Raw genomic sequence first — 19,373 nt, forward strand, 5'->3', positions numbered from 1 at the left:
GGTATGTCAGTTGAAATATCTTTGACTGACACACCGCATTCGCGAGCAAGCCCGCTCCCACATTTAGTTTTGTATTACCAGGTCAAGATCCAGTAACGCCGAACCCAGGCACTTGCCATGGGCATCCAGCGCCAGCGAACGGGTCACCCCTCCCCGCAAGATCCCCGGCAACACAAAGTTCAACGCCTGCACATTCGGCAGCTCATAACGCCGCACCTCGGCCCCTTGCTCCAGCAAACCGGCAAAAAACGCGGCCACGCGCTCTGCGGTGAGCTGTTCACACAGCAACGGATAATCCTGCGCCCGATACGCAATGATCGAAATGTTCGACGTATCGCCCTTATCCCCGGTGCGGGAATGGGCCAGCATCTGCAACTTCATGCTTGGATCCTCGGGTTGACCACATCACGCGGTAGCAACAGCGACGCCACCGCCACCACCTGCCGCACACTCTTACTCGCGCCGCCACCGCCGGATGGGCCATTGGTGTAGAGGGTTTCCACTTCGTTGCCAACCCGCACGGCTTCATGGCGGTCTTCACAGCGGGCCGCCACCCGCAAGCGCACTTCCCAGGGTTCCACACTGCTGCGCGGGCCGTGGAGCGAGTCCATGCCGATCAGTTCGGCGCGCACGTCCTGCATCCGCACGCCCATCAGTTCCAGGCGCTTGAGGACGACAGCCCGCGCCAACTGCGCCCGTGCGACGGCACCAGGGCCGCCGTAGGACATCTGCCCCTCGCCAATCCAACCATCCAAATAACCCACACTGACCTTCAACTGCGCGGGGCGCGCTTGGCCGTCCGCACCGTGGGCACGTACACGATCAATGCCTTCTTCGATAAAGCCCACGCGGGAAAAGTCCGCCGTCACATCCGGGGTCAAATACGCCGCCGGGTCATGCACTTCGTAGATCAGTTGTTCGGTGCAGGTGGCACGGCTGACCCGCCCACCCGAGCCGGCCACCTTGGTGATAACGGCCTCGCCCTCAGCATCGATCTCAGCCAGCGGGAAACCCAGGCGCGCCAAGTCATCCACATCCTTGAAGCCCGGATCGGCAAAATAACCGCCGCTGACTTGTCCAGCACATTCGAGCAAATGCCCCACCAACGTACCGCGCCCCAAGCGCTGCCAATCGTCGGTGGCCCAGCCAAACTCAAACATCTGCGGCGCCAGGAACAGCGACGGGTCGGCCACGCGCCCGGTGATCACTACATCGGCATCGGCGCGCAAGGCGTCGAGAATGCCATCAACCCCCATATAGGCATTCGCGGAGATCAACCGTTGCCCCAGGGAGCCCACGGTCTGGCCGTTATCCAACAAAAACTCGGGTTCTAGCACCGTCAACACGTCGTCGCCCACCACGGCGACCACCTTGAGTTCCAGGCCCAACTCGCTGGCAATACGCCGCACTTCGGCGGCTGCCGCCACCGGGTTAGCCGCGCCCATATTAGTGATCACCCGCAAACGGCGCTGGCCCTTGGCTCCCACAAACGGCAACACCCGGCGCATGCGCTCACTGAGCAGTGGGTCATAACCTCCCTGTGGATCAGTGATACGCGCCTGTTGCGCCAAAGCTATCGTGCGTTCAGCCAAGCATTCGAACACCAGGTAATCCAAATCGCCCTGTTCGGCCAGTTCCACAGCAGGTTCGATACGGTCGCCGGAATAGCCGGCGCCAGAACCGATGCGCAAGGTTTTCATCTCAAATCACTCCCAACAGCAACGCAGTCAGGGTCATCAACACCGACGCGGCAAACAGAAACGGAATGGTGAAGCGCTGGTGATCGGCGAGCTCGATCTTGCACAGGCCCACCAACAGGAAGGTCGCGGGGGTCAGCGGGCTGACCGGGAAACCGGTGGTGTGTACACCCAGTAATGAGGCCTGGGCCACTTGCAGCGGGTCGACGCCCAGGGCTTTGCCCACTTCGGCGATCACCGGCATCACGCCGAAATAGTAGGAATCGGGGTCAAACAGCATGCTCAGCGGCATGGAAATAAAGCCCACCACCGCTGGGATCAACTTGCCGTGGCCGGCGGGAATCTGCGCCACCGCCACTTCGGCAATCGCCTTGAGCATGCCGGTGCCTTGCATGATGCCGGTGAACACCCCGGCGGCGAGCAGGATGCTGGCCATGGTCAACGCGGTTTTGGCGTGGGCATCGATACGGGCACGCTGGGCGTCCACGTTGGGGTAGTTGATGCACAACGCCACCACGGTGCCGAGCATAAACATCACCACCGGGTCGACCCAGCCGGCGATCATCACCACCATTACCAGCACGGTCAGAATCAGGTTGACCCAGAACAGCCGTGGGCGGCGCAGCTTGATGTCGTCATCACTCAGTACCCGTTGCGGCATCGCATCCACGGTCGAGCCGGCGCCCAGGCCCAGGCGTTTTTCTTCGCGCCGGCCCAGCCACCAGGCGCAGGCAAACACGAAGATCAGGCCAACGATCTGCACCGGAATCAATGGCTGGAACAGGTCGGCCACCGGTACATGCAGGGCGGCAGACGAACGTAGCACCGGGCCGGTCCAAGGCAGGAAATTAACCCCGGCGGCCATCGCGCAGACACAGGCAAGGATGCGTTTGTCGATGCCCAACCGCGTATACAGCGGCAGCATCGCCGGCACCGTCACCAGAAAGGTCACTGCGCCGGAGCCATCCAGGTGCACCAGCAGCGCCAGGGTCGCGGTGCCCACAACAATGCGTGTAGGACGCGTCCCTACCGTGCGCAGGATGCGATCAATGATGGGGTCGAGCATGCCGGCATCGGTCATGATCCCGAAAAACAGGATGGCAAAGACAAACATGCCCACCACCGGGGCGACGTTCTTGATGCCGGTAATGATGAAGGCACTGGTTTGCAGGCCGAACCCGCCGAGCAGCGCGGCGATGATCGGCAAGGCGATCAGGGCCACCAGTGGCGAGAGGCGTTTGCTCATGACGGCAGCGAGCAGGCACAGGATGGTAATGACACCCAGGGTAGCGAGCATGGGTTACTCCAGAGCGGCCTTGTAGGCCGGTTATTGTTTTCCCTGGAGTATTGGAAGCGGGTTAGTCTTTGTAAATTGGAATATTCACCGGTTAGTGTTCGGAAAAACAAAATGAAAAACAGTATCCAACACATTCAGGCGTTTCTGGCGGTAGCCCGTACGGGCAGTTTCACCAAGGCAGCCAGCGAGCTGCACCTGTCACCTTCCGCGCTGACGGTGCAGGTACAACAACTGGAAGACTGGCTCGGCGTCGCGCTCCTCGACCGCAGCCCACGCCATGTGAGCATCACCGCCGCTGGCCAGGACGCCCGTGGCCCCATGGAAAAACTGCTGCTGGACCTGGACAACATCGTCACCGGCTCCCGCGACCTGGCCGCGTTGCGCCGGGGCGTGGTCACTGTCGCCGCCCTGCCCTCCGTCTGCGCCGGTAGCCTGCCGCCCGTGCTGCGCCTGTTTCGTGAACGTTTTGCCGGCATCGAGGTGCGCCTGCATGACCTGGTGGCCCATCGCATTCATGCCCAAGTACGTTCCGGCGAGGTGGATTTCGGCATCGGCGTACGCGCACGCCTCAGTCATGGCCTGGAGTTTGTGCCGGTGCTCAATGATCGCCTGTGTGCCTTTGTGCCGCTGGATCATCCCCTTACCCGCCATCGCCAACTGACATTGGAACAATTGGCAGACCAACCGATCATCCTCACCGGCCGTGACAGCAGCGTGCGTGAACAAGTGGATGCGTTGTTCGATGAAACGCGGCTGACGAGGAACCCAGGGATGGAGGCCAACTACATGTCGACGGTGTTGGCGTTGGTGCGCCAGGGGTTGGGGATCAGCGTGCTGCCGGAGTCGGCGGCGGACAGTTTGAAGGGGTTGCAGCGGATCACGATTGATCATCCGGGGGTGAACCGCGAGATTGGGTTGATCAGCCGTAGCGGGATGGGGCTGAGCCCGGCGGCGCAGCGCTGCTTCGATCTGCTCAGTGAAGAACTCTCTGACACTGCACAGAGCTAAATGTGGGAGCGGGCTTGCTCGCGAAAGCAGTGTATCAGACACGTACAAGTTGACTGATACACCGCATTCGCGAGCAAGCCCGCTCCCACATTTTGAATCAGGTTATCAATCCAGCATCGGCACATGCTTGGGATGGCTAGCCACCCGTGCCAACCACGCCTGCACCGCCGGGTACGGCGCCAGATCAAACCCACCCTCATGGGCCACATGGGTATAGGCATACAACGCAATATCGGCAATCGAATACTGCTCACCCACCAGGTACGGCGTGGCCTGCAACTGGCGCTCCATCACCTTCAACGCCTTGTAGCCGCGCTTATGGCAGGTTTTGTATTCCTCTAGGCGATCTTCCGGCATGTTCAGGTAGAACTGGATAAACCGCGCCACTGCGATGTACGGCTCATGGCTGTACTGCTCGAAGAACTGCCATTGCAGCACTTGGGTGCGCAAGCGCGGCTCAGTCGGCAAGAACTCGCTGCCATCGGCCAGGAAGTTGAGGATCGCGTTTGATTCCCACAGGCAAGTGCCGTCTTCCAACTCCAGTACCGGGATCTTGCCGTTGGGGTTCTTGGCCAGGAATTCGGCGGTCTGGGTGTCGCCGTTGAGGATGTCCACATCAACCCATTGGTAGGGCATGCCCAACAGGTTGAGCATCAATTTGATCTTGTAGCAGTTGCCCGATTTGTAATCGCCATAAACCTTGTACATGGGGCTCCCCTTATGCCGCTTGCGCGTGCTGTGCTTGACGGACCACCGTGGCCAGGCGCTTGAGGCCTTCGTCCAGGCGGGCCGGGTCGATGTGGCTGAAATTGAGGCGCAACGAACCCAGGTGTTGGTCCGGCTCGGAAAAGAATGGTTCACCGGGCATGAACGCGACGTCTTGATCGAGCGATGGAGCCAACAAGGTGCGGGTGTCCAGCGGCTGTTTCAAGGTCAGCCAGAAGAATAATCCGCCCTGGGGTACTTGCCAGTCGGCCAGTTCGCTGAAATGACGCTGCAGCGCGCATTGGAAAGCGTCGCGCCGCTCACGGTAAAAACTGCGCAGCTCGACCAGGTGCTGCTGGTATTTTTGCGTGCCGATCCACTGCATTGCCTGCCATTGACCGACACGGTTGGTGTGCAGGTCGGCCGATTGCTTGAGCTTGAGCAGGTGCGGGAACAGGTCGGGGCTGGCGATCAGGTAGCCGACACGCAAGCCTGGCAACAAGGTCTTGGAGACGGTGCCGGTGTAGATCCAACTGGCTTTTTTCAGGCGCCCGGCAATGGGTTGGGCGCTGGCGCCGTCGAAGGTCAATTCGCGGTAGGGCTCGTCTTCGATCAAGGTCACGCCGAACTCATCGAGCAAGGCGGCGACGGCTTCGCGCTTGGCTTCGCTGTAGCGCACCGCAGAGGGGTTCTGGAACGTGGGGATCAGGTAGATGAACGCCGGGCGGTGGCGTTCCAGGTTGGTACGCAACGCGGCCAGGTCCGGGCCGTCAGCTTCCAGTTGCACGGTGAGGCACTCGGCGCCGAACAGTTGGAATATCTGCAAGGCGGCAAGATAAGTCGGGCCTTCCAGCAGGATCTGCGTGCCTTTGTCGATATACAACTTGGCCGCCAGGTCCAGGGTTTGCTGGGAGCCACTGACCACCAGCACCTGGCTGGCCTGGCACGGCACGCCCAGGGCGCGGGCCTCGGCAGCGAGCAACTCGCGCAGTTGTGGTTCGCCTTCGCTCATGCCGTATTGGCCGATGTTCAGCGGCATGTCATCCCAGTTCAGCGCCGGCAACATGGCTTCGGCCGGCAGGCCGCCGGCGAACGACATCACTTGCGGACGCTGGGCTGCCGCGAGGATTTCACGGATCAAAGAGCTTTTGAGGCGCGTAACACGTTCAGAGAAGGCCATGGGGTCACCGGTAGCAAAGACTGTGGGAAATACGTCAAACTGGTTGACCGAAATTACGACAACTTCCACGGATACGTCAACATGCTTGACCTTAAAAACCAGACCGCTCAGCAACAAGCCATGGAAGCGTTCTTCTTCGGTTACCAGGCGTTTACCGCCAAAGCCGACGAAATGCTTGAGCGCCGCGGCCTGAGCCGGGTGCACCAGCGCATCGTATTTTTTATCGCGCGCTACCCGGCCCTGAGCGTGAAGCAACTGCTGGAATTGCTTGGCGTGAGCAAGCAGGCACTGAACATGCCGCTGCGCCAATTGCAGGAAATGCACCTGGTGAACAGCGTTGCGTCCGAGACCGACAAGCGCAAACGCCTGCTGGAGCTGAGCGAAGAAGGCCTGCGTTTCGAGCAGTCGCTGCGTCGTGAACAGGTGAAGTTGCTGCAACGGGCGTTCAGCGAGGCCGGTGAAGAAGCGGTGGCCGGATGGCTGGCCGTTAACCAGGCCCTCTGCGAAAAACTGTAGGAGCGAGCTTGCTCGCGAAACACCTGAGGGCGCCGCGGGGTGTCAGGTTTAGCGCGTTATCGTTAACGATTTTCGCGAGCAAGCTCGCTCCTACATCGCGCACATATGAGAAAACATTATTTGCTTTATTTGTATACAAAAGCATAATTCGCCTCGTGCGAGTTCCTGACCTATTGGTCAACAAAACCCGCCAGTACCTCACGGCGCCCACGTGCCGGCCATAACAATAAAATGCTTGAGGAGTACTCGCTGTGGATAGCCGCAAATCCGAAGCCTCACCCCTGGACCTCCAACCCACCCGCAACGGCTGGCTGGAACGCCTGTTCAAACTCAGCTTGCACGGCACCACAGTGAAGACCGAGCTGATCGCCGGCCTCACCACCTTCATCACCATGGCCTACATCATCTTCGTCAACCCCAACATCATGGCCGACGCCGGCATCGACCACGGCGCGGCGTTCGTCGCCACCTGCATCGCCGCCGCGCTCGGTTGCCTGCTGATGGGCCTGTATGCCAACTGGCCGGTGGGCCTGGCGCCGGGCATGGGCTTGAATGCGTTTTTCACCTACACCGTGGTCGGCACCATGGGCTACACCTGGGAAACCGCGCTGGGTGCGGTGTTTATCTCGGGCGTGCTGTTCATGGGCCTGACGCTGTCGCGGGTGCGTGAATGGTTGCTCAACAGCATTCCGGTGAGCCTGCGCCATGCCATGGGTGCAGGGGTTGGTTTGTTTCTCGGCGTGATTGGCTTGAAAACCGCCGGCATCATCGTCGACAGTCCGGCCACGCTGATCAAGCTCGGTTCGCTGCATGAGCCGGCGCCGCTGCTGGCGGCGGTGTGCTTTTTGCTGATCGCCATCCTCAGCTACCACCGCGTATTCGGCGCAATCCTCATCAGCATCATCGCCGTGACCCTCGTCGGTTGGAGCCTGGACTTGGTGCATTACAACGGGATTATGTCGACCCCGCCCAGCCTGGCGCCGACCTGGATGGCGATGGATGTGAAAGGTGTATTCAATGTCAGCATGATAAGTGTTGTTTTTGCCTTTCTTTTTGTACACATGTTCGACACCGCAGGTACACTGATGGGCGTCGCACAACGGGCCGGGCTGGTGAATGCCGATGGCAAGATCGATAACCTGTCCCGTGCGTTGAAGGCTGACAGCGCTTCGAGCGTATTCGGCGCAATGGTCGGTGTACCTCCCGTGACAAGCTACGTGGAAAGCGCCGCCGGTGTTGCGGCGGGTGGCCGTACCGGGCTGACCGCCGTAACCGTGGGCGTGCTGTTTGTGGCCGCGATGTTTTTTGCACCGTTGGCCGGCATGATCCCGGCGTACGCCACGGCCGGTGCGTTGATCTACGTCGCGATGCTGATGATGGCGAGCATGGCCCACATCAATTGGGATGAGGCCACCGACAGCATTCCGGCGATCGTGACCGCAATCATGATGCCGCTGACCTTCTCGGTCGCCGACGGTATCGCCCTGGGCTTTATCACCTATGTGGCGCTCAAGGCGGGTACCGGCAAGTACCGCGAGATCTCTGTGAGCCTGTGGGTGCTGTGCGCGATCTTTATCGCCAAATTCATATTTCTATAAAAACGGAGCACATGATGAACCTGGAAACCTGGCTACTGTTCAGCGGCGCTGCACTGATCGTTATCCTGATCCCTGGCCCGTTGTCGCTGTTGATGATCAGCAACAGCCTCAATTACGGCCTGCGTCGCTCGTATCCAGCGTTTCTCGGTGGGGTGTTTGCCTCGATCTGTTTGCTCAGCGCCTCGACCCTGGGCCTGGGCGCTCTGCTGCTGGCGTCGGAACAGCTGTTCAGCGCCTTGAAGGTGGTGGGCGCGGCGTACCTGTTCTACCTGGCCTGGCAAAGCTGGCAGCAATCGCGGCAACCGGCCAAGGCGGCAGAAGTGCCCTACAGCGCGCCGACTCCGCGTTTTCGTGCACTGTTCGGCCGGGCGTTTGTGCTGGGCGCCAGCAACCCCAAGGACATCCTGTTTTTTGCCGCCTTCCTGCCGCAATTTCTCCACAGTGAGCAGGCATTCTTGCCGCAACTGCTGATCATGATCGCCACCTGGACCATCCTCGACCTGCTGTGCAAATTGTTCTATGGCTTGAGTGCCCACGGCGCTGCGCGTTACCTGCGCAGCGGCAAGGGCCAGGGTTGGTTCAATCGGGTAAGCGCGGCACTTTTTGCGGGCGCCGGCGGCGCGGCCTTGCTACGGATTTAAGGCTGCCGAACTTGACGAAATACACGGTGGGAGCCGCGGTAGGTGTCCATTGGATGCCCGCCACGATTTTCACCAGCCGGCCTTCGTCCATGGCGTGTTTGATCGGTGCAAACTCACTGGCATATTTCCACGCGCCGATTCGATAGGTGAACCACTCATCGCTCAGTTGCATCCCGCGCGCCGCCTGCAGTTTGACCTTGGCGGTACGGGCCCAACGCATCAACACGTAATACAAGTTGTCGGATTGCGGATGGGTACAACTGAAATCCACGGCGGCGCCCGAGCCCGCTCGCTTTTCCAGGCTGCGCACGACAAAACCCTGCTGCACCAATATGTCCCGCACGGCATGCTGCATCACGCGGGAGCGCTCGCTCAGGTTGTACTGGGTGGGATCACGCAGCGACGTCTCGGGGAGCTGGCGCAACGTAAAGTCCACGCGATCGAAGCCTGGCGTTGTGGGCTCATGGCCGATGTAAATGCTGGCGGTGGCGTTACTGTGATGAGGGCGCAGCAACTTCAGCAAGTCATCGGTCTGCCCAATAGCTGCAGGCTCCAGCCACTTTTCCAGGGTCGCCTTGAGGTGCAGCAGGTGTGTGGCGGTGAGAGGGCGGCTGCGGTCAGACAGTTCAAGCAGTCGCTCGATCAGGAACGTACGGCTATTGGCGGTCATCGACGGGAAGGCCCTGGCCAGCGAAACGCGCAATGACTCGCTGAACAACGGTCGGTGAAACGTCCAGGGACCATGGCCTGCAAAGGTCGCCGGTATGGGTTGATCGAACATGCCGGCTTCCAGCCAGAAGGCCAGATCCAGTGACGCGGCGTGCTCCAGGGGGCGGTCGCGGATGATGAAAATCAGATCGTGCGAAGACACATCCGAACCCTCGGGCAACACGCGGTAGTGGCGCCCCCCGTGCTGTACCACCCGATAGCGCTGCACAGGCGGCGGCACGGACACCTCATAGATGCCACGCTCCGGAATCGCCTCCAGCAACGTCATCGGCGTGTCGATGGCCCACGACTGAAAAGCCTGGGACGGGAGGACGGTTTGACGCATCCGCTGCTCCAGCGCAACGCGCGAAGGCGGCGCCCAATCAGTGCCGCCCACCGCTGGAAACGGTCGCCAAATGGCGGAACTCGGCCCAGGCTGCGGCGAGGGCGGCGGGGCATCCGCGCCCAGCGACCACTCGCGATCTTCGTGGATCGACAACACCAGTTCCCCCTCGGCTTCGCCGCCTGGGTTTTTAACCCGCAGCGACGGCTCATCCCCGCGTCGATACACCGGGTAGTGATGGTCACCGTCAACCACAAACAGCTCAGCGTTTTTCACGTAAACGCCCTTCTCTCCCGGCCCTTTCAAGGGGATGGCATCCACGGTGGAAAACGGTTTCCTGAAGCGCTCCAACAACGCCGCAGGGCGCGGCGCCGGCGGTAATCGAGACAAGTGCACGCCGCGACGATGCAACTGATTCAAGCCTCTGCGCAATCCACCGGACCTGCCGCTCCTGGCGGCGGGAATAAACGAAGTCAACACATCGACAAACGCCATCAGCGTCAAAAACGCGACATCCACTGCATCTTCGGGCCTGCCGCTTAGGTGGTAGCGGCGGGCGGCCAGCAGCATTTCATACAAGCTGATGCCCACGCCGATCACCGGGATAAACGATAAAAGGCCGCGTACCGTGGCATCCCATTGCTCACCCAGGCGTTGCTCACGGTACTGCGCCAGCGTCGCACCGGAAGTGGCCCGGGCGTGCGCACGCTGTTGCACCTCAAGCATGCGCGCATGGGCAAACAGGGCCTGCGCATCGCAGTGGGACGTGGGGACAATGTCCAGCCAGGCCGTGGGTTCGGCGTCGATTTGCTCCTTGATCTGCGCTTCGATGGCAGCCAAGTCGGCGGCGGGCAAGGTGTGCTTGATCTTGAAGCTGCGTACAAACCGACGGATCGCCTCGTACACCTTGAGCACGGCATAACCGGTGACTTGCGCGGGTACGACTCGGGACAAACGCATCGGCGTTTTTTTCGCCAGCAGGCCCTGCCCTGGATAACTGGATAAGGCGTCATCCTCCCAGCCCGGCGCGACCCGCTGCGCCAGCGCCTTGATGTTTTCGGCCGAGGCACCGGCCCGGTTCAAGGCGGCCCTGGCCAATTCCAGGCTGGCGTGTTCGGCCAACACTGGATGGTCCAGCGCGGCGGGCCAGTACACCAGGCAGCGCCGCGAGACTTGATCGCTGATGATCAGCACGCCAGCCAGGTGCCGGTCGTGCGCCATCGTGTGTCCGCACAGGCGTACAAAGCCCAGGCTGAGCTGATGACCGTGCAGGTTCAGGTCGGCTTGCGAGCGGGCGGCCATGGCCGTGGTGAACAGGCTTTGGCCAAGCGCGGAGAGCCCTTGCCTGGCCGCCGAATACACCTGCACCTGTGCCAGTTGCTGTGTGGCTCGGTCGATCAGCGGGCGGGAAAGCTCGCGGGAGGCAGGATGAAACGCACGTCGGATCAACGCGTTGTACTGGCCACCAATGTCCAGCGCCGACAAGGTTTTGACCAGGTAACGTGGGGTCAAACGGTCTTTCCAGGCCGGCATCAGGTAGCGTGCCCGGTTGAATCGCCATTCGGTCCAGGGCGCCTGGGGATCAAGATTATGCAGGGCCAGCTCCAGCAGGCTGAACGTTGTGCGTTCAGGGCTGGGGGACATTTTGACGTGACGGTCACCCGGCGCGCACTGGCTCGACCAGCCACAAAACTGCGCGCCGACATCATCGGGCATGTTCAGCAAAGGCTGGTCGATATCCAGTTGCGGGTAGAAGCCATCCTGTGTGAGCTGCGCAATCAGCACGTTGCGTGCAAACCCATACAGCTGCGGCAGCACTTGCCAGAGGCGGCTCTCCAGGGCCCTGGCACTGGACAGATAGCGGCGTTGCAGGCGTGTGTAGATTTCTCGCTGGACCACCGTGGCCGTTGCAAGCCAAGCCGGCTGGGTTTTCGCCCGCGCCGCCGCGAAGCGTACAAAGTCCAGGTTGCTCAGGGCCACGGTGCGTGCCTCGTTGGTCGGCACCTGCAAGCGTTCACGCAACTCTTCGGCCAGCAACAGGCGACCCAACGTCGGGTCACGCACTTCGCTGAACACGCGGGCGGGCTGATCCAACAGCTTATTCAGGCGCGCGTGGTGCTCGATCACCTCCTTGAGATCTTCATACAACACATCATGGTCAACGACGCTGTAGTCCACCTGCACCGACCTGGCCAGGGCAAACCGTGCGGCGGCGCGCACATCACGGCCGATACAGCGCCACAACACCGAACCGTCACGGCTGGCGAAGCTGGCCCGCAGGCTCCGGGACAAGTCATCCAGGGACTCAAACACCACCAACCCGCCGAAGCTGCCACCGACCACCAGGACGACAGGCTGGGCCTGGCTCGGTTCGGCCCGGGCACGCACAGTGGTAACCACAAAGGCCCCCATCAGGCGGTAACGGGTATGCGCGCCGTTACCCACGGCGACCTGCAACACACGGGAATCGCTGCTGCCACGTTGCGCCGCCAAAGGTTGGTTGAGCACCTCCAGCAGCCGCTCCAGGTGCGTCTGCTGGATCAACTTGAGCCGGTGCTCAAGCTGCGCCTCCAAACGCCAAGCCCGGCGCTGGGCGTTCAATACCTGCGTTGCGCGTTTGCGCTGAGCGTCGCCGCGTTCGCGCCAGAAACCCACCTCAAATAACCGCTGCGGCGCACCGTCGGCCAAGCGGCTGATGATCTCGGCGTGGCCTTGGCGCTCTTTTTCAAGCTGTACAAACGCCTGATAAGCCTCACTCTCCTGAGTCGGGTCGTTGCGCAACCACAGCGCCGCCAAGCCGGTTTCATAGCGTTGTACTTGCTGCTGACAATGATTGCGCGGCAGATCGGGGGACAGGCTGGCCAACAGAATTTGCGCCTGGCGCCGTTGCCGGTCCCACGCCAGCAGCTCATCCAGGCTGGACGCGAACGGCAGGCCATTGCCCAGGCGTCTGCGACCCTTTTCGATAAACCGCAGTAACCGCGCGCCCCGCTGGCTCGGCAACGGCGCCCCTTGAGCCGGCGGTTCAGCGTAGTTGAGCGACAGCACACTGGCCCATTCGTTATGCCATTGGCCGTCCAACACGGCGTTTGCGCTGTGGGCCAGGGCGTCTTGCGTGAGCGTTGCGCCAAGCTGCACTGCCGGGCGCCCCTGACGCTGGTACGGCAAGTACTGCCATAACTCACTCAACAAAGACGCCTGCACGCGCGCGGGCAACTCGGCCTGCATCTGGTGCCAGGAACAGAACTCATGAAGGGTGCGCTGCAATCCCGGCAGGTAAATGACCTGCACCCCATCCGACGCGCCTTCCCGGTAGAGATGCAACGCCCCCGGAATCGCTAGCTCCCCGACGCCCACATGGGGCCATGCCACGCTCCTTACCTGCAACGTGGCCCAGGCCCCACCGGCACGGTGACGCGCCGCGACGCTGGGCGCATCCACCAGTTGCCTGGCCATGGCGTAGCCGGCATCCGACAGCTCAAACACCTGGTGCGCCAGGAAAGCCTGGTCGGCGAACAAGTCCTTGTGCAGTTCCACCCAGCGCTCCCGACGCGACAGCCAGGAGCCATGGGCCAAGTGCTGCCAATAGTCCGTCATGGCCTGGTTGATGCGCGTCGCCAAACTTAGTTGGCTGACGCGTGCCAGCACCTGCGTGGCATTGAACGGCAGTGCGCGGCCGGGGTCGTCCTTGAGGCTCAAGGCAGTGAAGTGATGGAGGTTCAGTGGCACGCCCGGGTCGCTGAACAGCGCCAGGGCCCTGTCGGTCAAGCTGTTGACGATGCGGGCCGGCTGGGGCGGTGGCGGTTCGCTGAACAGCAGGGTCTCGGGGTCGAGGGCGAAAGCCTCAAGCAAGGCGTGGCGAATCACCGACAAAATCCGTGGCGCCCGCCCTGCCAGGTTTCCCAACTGCTTTGTGGCTTGAGTGCGGCGGGCGTGAGCGGCATGCAACTGGTTAAGCGTGCGTGAGGGATAAGGTGCGGTATTGATGCGCCGTGTCAACTGTGCGCGAATTGCTGCCAGTCGCTCGTCCCGGGTGACGGCAGGGTCGTCGAAATCAAAGGCTGACGGAATAGGATCTGGCGTGTCTGGGCTCATGGCGGCATCTTCAGGGCTGAAAACCCGAGCCTAGGTACTCACGCTTTTACCCGTGCGCTACATAGTTGCCAGACGAAAAAAAGCCCGCAGTGTGGGCGGGCAAAAAACCAACGAAGAGCTTTGGGGGTGTGAAGCGAGGTGACGCTAGCTACCGCGATAGGTGGAGTAGCTGTAGGGCGAAATCAGTAGGGGCACATGGTAGTGATCCTGTTCGGCGCTGATGCCGAAACGCAGCACCACCACATCGAGAAAGGCAGGTTCCGGCAACTGCACGCCACGGGCGCGGTAGTAGTCGCCGGCGCTGAATTGCAGCTGGTACACGCCGCTGCGGTAATCATCGCCTTGCAGCAGTGGCGCGTCGCAACGGCCGTCGCTGTTGGTCAGGGTGGTGGCAACCAGTTCCAGCTGCGCGCCTTCGACGCGGTACAGCTCAACCTTGATTGCGCTGCCAGGGCAGCCGTGCGCGGCGTCCAAAACGTGTGTGGTCAAACGTCCCATGGCGTCTACGCGCCTCCCGAAGTCAGTAGAAGAGAGATCCGCACTTTTTCAGGGCAGTGAAAAAGCCGGCGATGGCTGATTAAGACACTTTTTAAAAAAATTGTACACAATAAAAATCACAAACCTTTTGATCACCTCAGCCATATTGCTTGATCAGGCGGTTGACCTGTAATCCTTGCTTTTAAACGACCTTTTGTCCATTAGCTGACCAACCAGGCAAGTTTCTTGCTACACCCTTTGCACAGAGGCCTGCAGAAAAAATGCAGAAATGTAGGCTTACAAAGTTCGCGATAAGTTGTATACAATCACTCATCGCTAACACGACGAACAAGAAGGAAGACTGCAGTGAGCGCTGACTACCCACGCGACCTGATCGGTTACGGCAGTAACCCTCCTCACCCCCACTGGCCGGGCAAGGCGCGCATTGCGCTGTCTTTTGTACTCAACTACGAAGAAGGTGGCGAACGCAATATCCTGCACGGCGACAAAGAGTCCGAAGCCTTCCTTTCTGAGATGGTCTCGGCCCAGCCGCTGCAAGGCGCACGCAACATGAGCATGGAGTCGCTGTACGAATACGGCAGCCGTGCCGGCGTGTGGCGCGTCCTCAAGCTGTTCAAGGAATTCGACATTCCGCTGACCATCTTCGCCGTGGCCATGGCCGCCCAGCGCCACCCGGATGTGATCCGCGCCATGGTCGAGGCCGGCCATGAGATCTGCAGCCACGGCTACCGCTGGATCGACTACCAATACATGGACGAGGCCCAGGAACGCGAGCATATGCTCGAAGCGATCCGCATCCTCACCGAGCTGACCGGCGAGCGCCCACTGGGCTGGTACACCGGGCGCACCGGCCCCAACACCCGGCGGCTGGTGATGGAGGAAGGTGGCTTTCTCTACGACTGCGACACCTACGACGACGACCTGCCCTACTGGGAGCCCAACAACCCCACCGGCAAGCCGCACCTAGTGATCCCCTACACCCTGGACACCAACGATATGCGCTTCACCCAGGTGCAGGGCTTCAACAAGGGCGATGACTTTTTCGAATACCTCAAAGACGCGTTCGACGTGCTCTACGCCGAAGGCAGCGATGCCCCGAAAATGCTCTCCATCGGCCTGCACTGCCGCCTGATCGGCCGCCCTGCACGCCTGGCCTCGTTGAAGCGCTTTATCGAATACGCCAAAGGCCACGAACAGGTGTGGTTTACCCGCCGTGTCGACATTGCCCGTCACTGGCATGCAACCCACCCGTTCAAGGGAGCGGCCAAATGACTGCCTTCAAGACCCTCAAACCTTCGACCTTGAGCCGCGACGAATTCGTCGCAGCCTTCGCCGATATCTACGAACATTCGCCATGGGTGGCCGAAAAGGCCTTCGACCTGGGCCAGGACCCTTCGATCGACGAGATCGAGACCCTGCACCAGCGCATGAGCGACATCCTGTTGAGCGCCGATCACGCCAGCCAACTGGCCCTGATCAACGCTCACCCGGACCTGGCAGGCCGTGCGGCCGTCCAGGGCCAACTGACCCAAGCCAGCACCGATGAGCAAGCTGGCGCGGGGATTCACCAATGCACGGCCGAAGAGTTTTCTCGCTTCACCGAGCTGAACGATGCCTACAAGGCCAAGTTCAAGTTTCCCTTCATCATGGCGGTAAAAGGCAGCAACCGGCACCAGATCCTGGCCGCGTTCGAAACGCGCATCCACAACTCGGTGGAAGCCGAGTTCAAATGCGCACTGGCCGAGATCAACAAGATCGCGTTGTTCCGTTTACTGACCCTCTAAACGACCATCCCCAGCCACTCTATTCAAGGCAGACAAGAAGAATGAAAGCGCAACTCCTACCGTTCGAGAAGTTCGTCAACCTGGCCGACGCCCGCCTGGGCACCAAGATCCTGTCGGTGACCGACGACTGGTTCGCCGACGCCAACCGCCTGTTCCAGCCGACCCCGGCCGTGTGGAAGGAGGGCGTTTTCGATGACAACGGCAAGTGGATGGACGGCTGGGAGTCGCGCCGCAAGCGCTTTGAAGGCTACGACAGCGCGGTGATCCGCCTGGGCGTACCGGGTTCGATCAAAGGCGTGGACATCGACACTTCATTCTTCACCGGCAACTTCCCACCATCGGCCTCCCTGGAAGCTTGCTTCCTGGCCTCGGGCGACCCTGACGAGAACACCCAGTGGGTGGAAGTGCTGTCGGCGGTCGAGTTGCAAGGCAACAGCCACCACTACCACGAGATCAACAACGCCGAGGCGTTCAGCCACCTGCGTTTCAACATCTACCCGGATGGCGGCGTGGCCCGTCTGCGTGTGTACGGCATTCCGTTCCGCGACTGGTCTGCAGTGGGCGACAACGAACAAGTCGACCTGGCTTCGGCCTTGAACGGCGGCCGTGCCCTGGCGTGCTCCGACGAACACTTCGGCCGCATGAGCAACATCCTCAACCCGGGCCGTGGCATCAACATGGGCGACGGCTGGGAAACCGCACGTCGCCGTACACCGGGCAATGACTGGGTGATCGTGGCGCTGGGCCATCCGGGCGAGATCGAGAAGATCATCGTCGACACCCTGCACTTCAAGGGCAACTACCCGGACACCTGTTCGATCCAGGCCGCATTCGTGAAAGGCGGCACCGACAGCCAGATCGAAACCCAATCGCTGTTCTGGCGCGAACTGCTGCCGGCACAGAAGCTGGAAATGCACGCTGAACACAGCTTCGCCGAGCAGATCAAGGCACTGGGCCCGATTACCCACATCCGCCTGAATGTGTTCCCGGATGGTGGTGTGAGCCGCCTGCGCGTCCTCGGCAAGGTCGCTAAATAAGCGGTGAACCCTGTGGCGAGGGAGCTTGCTCCCGCTGGAGTGCGAAGCGCTCCCAAGATTTTGGGGCCGCTACGCAGCCCAGCGGGAGCAAGCTCCCTCGCCACAGGGTTCACCGCTTATTTAGCGACCTTGCCGAGGACGCGCAGGCGGCTCACACCACCATCCGGGAACACATTCAGGCGGATGTGGGTAATCGGGCCCAGTGCCTTGATCTGCTCGGCGAAGCTGTGTTCAGCGTGCATTTCCAGCTTCTGTGCCGGCAGCAGTTNACAGCCATGCGCACACTAGTGATCGAACCCCTGACCAAAGAAGCCTTCGCCCCTTTCGGAGACGTTATCGAAACCGATGGCAGCGATCACTTCATGATCAACAACGGGTCGACCATGCGCTTTCACAAATTGGCCACGGTCGAAACCGCTAAGCCGGAAGACCACGCCATCATCAGCATTTTCCGCGCCGACGCGCAGGACATGCCGCTGACCGTGTGCATGCTGGAGAGACACCCGCTGGGCAGCCAGGCTTTCATCCCGCTGCTCGGCAACCCCTTTCTGATCGTGGTCGCGCCACTTGGCGATGAACCTGTATCGGGCTTGGTCCGCGCCTTCGTCACCAACGGCAGGCAGGGCATTAATTACCATCGCGGCGTCTGGCACCACCCGGTGCTGACGATCGAAAAGCGGGATGACTTCCTGGTGGTTGATCGCAGTGGCACAGGCAATAACTGCGATGAGCATTTTTTCAAAGAGGATGAGCGGTTGATCCTCGCCCCCCACCAATAAGAGAAGGCTTGATCACCCGACAACAAGGGTGACAGGCGAGAGGTAAAGACTGTGGAAGCACATTTGATGGAATGGCTGAACCTTAGCGTGCGCTGGGTTCACATGATCACGGGCGTCGCGTGGATCGGCGCTTCTTTCTACTTCGTCTGGCTGGAAAACAACCTTAATCGCGTCAACCCCAAGAGCGGCCTGGCCGGTGACTTGTGGGCGATCCACGGTGGCGGCATCTACCACCTGGAAAAATACAAACTGGCCCCGCCGACCATGCCGGACAACCTGCACTGGTTCAAATGGGAAGCCTATTTCACCTGGATGTCGGGCATTGCGCTGCTGTGCGTGGTGTTCTACTGGAACCCGACGCTGTACCTGCTCGCCCCCGGCAGCAGCCTCAGTGGTCCGGAAGGCGTATTGCTGGGCATTGGCTCACTGTTCGCCGGCTGGTTCATCTACTCCTTCCTGTGTGACTCGGCCCTGGGCAAACGCCCTGCCCTGCTCGGGTTCATCCTGTTCGTGCTGTTGATTGCCGCCGCGTACGGTTTCAGCAAAGTGTTCAGCGGCCGTGGCGCCTACCTGCATGTAGGTGCGGTGATCGGCACCATCATGGTGGGCAACGTGTTCCGCATTATCATGCCGGCGCAACGCGCACTGGTGGCGGCGATTGCCGAGAACCGCACGCCAGACCCGGCACTGCCGGCCAAGGGCTTGCTGCGTTCGCGCCACAACAACTACTTCACCTTGCCGGTGCTGTTCATCATGATCAGCAACCACTTCCCGAGCACCTACGGCAGCCAATACAACTGGCTGATCCTGGCGGGTATCGCGGTGGCGGCGGTGTTGGTGCGCCACTACTTCAACACCCGGCACAACAGTCAGAAGTACGCATGGACCTTGCCGGTTGGCGCGTTGGCGATGATCAGCCTGGCCTACGTGACGGGCCCCAAACCCGTGGCAGAAGTGGCCAAGGCACCAGCGGCCATTGAGTACCAACCGTTGCCGGAAACCGCAGTGGGTGGTGGTTTGAAACCCGCCGCACCCGCCGCTCCAGCGGCTGAACCAGCACCCGCCCAGGCCACGATTGATTTCGACAAAGTGCACGGGGTCATCCAGGAACGCTGCGCCGTGTGCCACTCGGCCAAGCCCACCAGCCCGTTGTTCAGCACCGCACCGGCGGGTGTGATGTTCGACACCGCGGCGCAGATCCAGCAGCAAGCGGCGCGTATTCAGGCGCAAGCCGTGGCGAGCCAGATCATGCCGTTGGGCAACATCACCCAGATGACCCAGCAGGAGCGGGATTTGATTGGTACTTGGATCAATCAGGGAGCCCGTACCAACTAACAGCCTGACGCAGGTCCACATGTGGGAGCGGGCTTGCTCGCGAATGCGGTGTGTCATTCAACCAAGCATTGACTGAACGACCGCATTCGCGAGCAAGCCCGCTCCCACAGGGGATTGGCAGTGTTTGAAAGATTGCGCTCCAAATGGCAATT

Annotated in this window: 16 protein-coding genes and 1 pseudogene; 9 read left to right on the forward strand and 8 right to left on the reverse strand. The window is 61.0% G+C overall.

Annotated features, from left to right (window positions below):
* Positions 1-63: 63 nt before the first annotated feature.
* Genes ACLD1Y_RS26800 through ACLD1Y_RS26810 form a run of 3 tightly spaced genes read right to left on the reverse strand, consistent with a single transcriptional unit; the run spans position 64 to position 2,994 of the window.
* Entirely contained in the window at positions 64-381 is a 318-nt protein-coding gene (locus ACLD1Y_RS26800) for an AtuA-related protein (RefSeq protein WP_429480730.1), read from the reverse strand.
* A complete protein-coding gene (locus ACLD1Y_RS26805; protein WP_429480731.1) occupies positions 378-1,700 on the reverse strand; it encodes an acyclic terpene utilization AtuA family protein in 1,323 nt (440 codons plus the stop codon). The genes ACLD1Y_RS26800 and ACLD1Y_RS26805 overlap by 4 nt, the downstream gene beginning before the upstream one ends.
* Position 1,701: 1 nt before the next feature.
* Positions 1,702-2,994 carry a CitMHS family transporter gene (locus ACLD1Y_RS26810; protein ID WP_124529506.1) on the reverse strand — a complete coding sequence of 431 codons (1,293 nt, stop codon included), beginning with the start codon at positions 2,992-2,994 and terminating at the stop codon, positions 1,702-1,704.
* A gap of 111 nt (positions 2,995-3,105) precedes the next feature.
* Here ACLD1Y_RS26810 and ACLD1Y_RS26815 point away from each other — a divergent pair, with 111 nt between their 5' ends.
* A complete protein-coding gene (locus ACLD1Y_RS26815) occupies positions 3,106-4,002 on the forward strand; it encodes a LysR family transcriptional regulator (RefSeq protein ID WP_429480732.1) in 897 nt (298 codons plus the stop codon).
* A 105-nt stretch (positions 4,003-4,107) separates the two neighbouring features.
* Here ACLD1Y_RS26815 and ACLD1Y_RS26820 read toward each other — a convergent pair whose 3' ends face one another.
* Positions 4,108-4,710: a glutathione S-transferase family protein gene (locus ACLD1Y_RS26820; protein WP_429480733.1), complete on the reverse strand. Its 603-nt coding sequence runs from the start codon at positions 4,708-4,710 to the stop codon at positions 4,108-4,110.
* A 10-nt stretch (positions 4,711-4,720) separates the two neighbouring features.
* Positions 4,721-5,887, reverse strand: coding sequence for a PLP-dependent aminotransferase family protein (locus tag ACLD1Y_RS26825; RefSeq protein ID WP_429480734.1), 1,167 nt, complete (start codon positions 5,885-5,887; stop codon positions 4,721-4,723).
* 81 nt (positions 5,888-5,968) lie between these two features.
* Between ACLD1Y_RS26825 and ACLD1Y_RS26830 the strand changes: the two genes are divergently transcribed.
* From ACLD1Y_RS26830 to ACLD1Y_RS26840, 3 genes are all read left to right on the forward strand, one after another.
* Positions 5,969-6,403 carry a MarR family winged helix-turn-helix transcriptional regulator gene (locus tag ACLD1Y_RS26830; RefSeq protein ID WP_429480735.1) on the forward strand — a complete coding sequence of 145 codons (435 nt, stop codon included), beginning with the start codon at positions 5,969-5,971 and terminating at the stop codon, positions 6,401-6,403.
* A gap of 251 nt (positions 6,404-6,654) precedes the next feature.
* Positions 6,655-8,001 carry an NCS2 family permease gene (locus ACLD1Y_RS26835; RefSeq protein ID WP_429480736.1) on the forward strand — a complete coding sequence of 449 codons (1,347 nt, stop codon included), beginning with the start codon at positions 6,655-6,657 and terminating at the stop codon, positions 7,999-8,001.
* 14 nt (positions 8,002-8,015) lie between these two features.
* Positions 8,016-8,642, forward strand: coding sequence for a LysE family translocator (locus ACLD1Y_RS26840; RefSeq protein ID WP_429480737.1), 627 nt, complete (start codon positions 8,016-8,018; stop codon positions 8,640-8,642).
* On the opposite strand, the gene ACLD1Y_RS26845 is transcribed toward ACLD1Y_RS26840, so the two are convergent.
* Positions 8,581-13,788 (reverse strand): dermonecrotic toxin domain-containing protein, encoded by a 5,208-nt coding sequence (locus ACLD1Y_RS26845; RefSeq protein ID WP_429480738.1) that lies wholly within the window; start codon positions 13,786-13,788, stop codon positions 8,581-8,583. The genes ACLD1Y_RS26840 and ACLD1Y_RS26845 overlap by 62 nt on opposite strands.
* A 144-nt stretch (positions 13,789-13,932) precedes the next feature.
* Positions 13,933-14,286: a hydroxyisourate hydrolase gene (uraH, locus tag ACLD1Y_RS26850; RefSeq protein WP_038847464.1), complete on the reverse strand. Its 354-nt coding sequence runs from the start codon at positions 14,284-14,286 to the stop codon at positions 13,933-13,935.
* Between the two features lie 345 nt (positions 14,287-14,631).
* Here uraH and puuE point away from each other — a divergent pair, with 345 nt between their 5' ends.
* Genes puuE through alc form a run of 3 tightly spaced genes read left to right on the forward strand, consistent with a single transcriptional unit; the run spans position 14,632 to position 17,107 of the window.
* Positions 14,632-15,558 carry an allantoinase PuuE gene (gene puuE, locus ACLD1Y_RS26855; RefSeq protein WP_429480739.1) on the forward strand — a complete coding sequence of 309 codons (927 nt, stop codon included), beginning with the start codon at positions 14,632-14,634 and terminating at the stop codon, positions 15,556-15,558.
* Positions 15,555-16,070, forward strand: a complete 516-nt coding sequence (uraD, locus tag ACLD1Y_RS26860) for a 2-oxo-4-hydroxy-4-carboxy-5-ureidoimidazoline decarboxylase (protein WP_429480740.1) — start codon at positions 15,555-15,557, stop codon at positions 16,068-16,070. The genes puuE and uraD overlap by 4 nt, the downstream gene beginning before the upstream one ends.
* 41 nt (positions 16,071-16,111) lie before the next feature.
* A complete protein-coding gene (gene alc / locus ACLD1Y_RS26865; protein ID WP_429480741.1) occupies positions 16,112-17,107 on the forward strand; it encodes an allantoicase in 996 nt (331 codons plus the stop codon).
* A gap of 116 nt (positions 17,108-17,223) precedes the next feature.
* On the opposite strand, the pseudogene ACLD1Y_RS26870 reads toward alc, so the two are convergent.
* Positions 17,224-17,373, reverse strand: a pseudogene (locus ACLD1Y_RS26870) (allantoicase); the annotation flags it as partial.
* 9 nt (positions 17,374-17,382) lie between these two features.
* Between ACLD1Y_RS26870 and ACLD1Y_RS26875 the strand changes: the two are divergent.
* Positions 17,383-17,886: an ureidoglycolate lyase gene (locus ACLD1Y_RS26875; protein WP_105694926.1), complete on the forward strand. Its 504-nt coding sequence runs from the start codon at positions 17,383-17,385 to the stop codon at positions 17,884-17,886.
* Positions 17,887-17,937: 51 nt separating this feature from the next.
* Complete coding sequence (locus tag ACLD1Y_RS26880) at positions 17,938-19,221, forward strand: urate hydroxylase PuuD (protein WP_429480742.1); 1,284 nt, start codon at positions 17,938-17,940, stop codon at positions 19,219-19,221.
* Positions 19,222-19,373: the final 152 nt, after the last annotated feature.

Origin of the sequence: Pseudomonas sp. 18175 (assembly GCF_050432925.1) — a bacterium.
Classification (GTDB): domain Bacteria; phylum Pseudomonadota; class Gammaproteobacteria; order Pseudomonadales; family Pseudomonadaceae; genus Aquipseudomonas.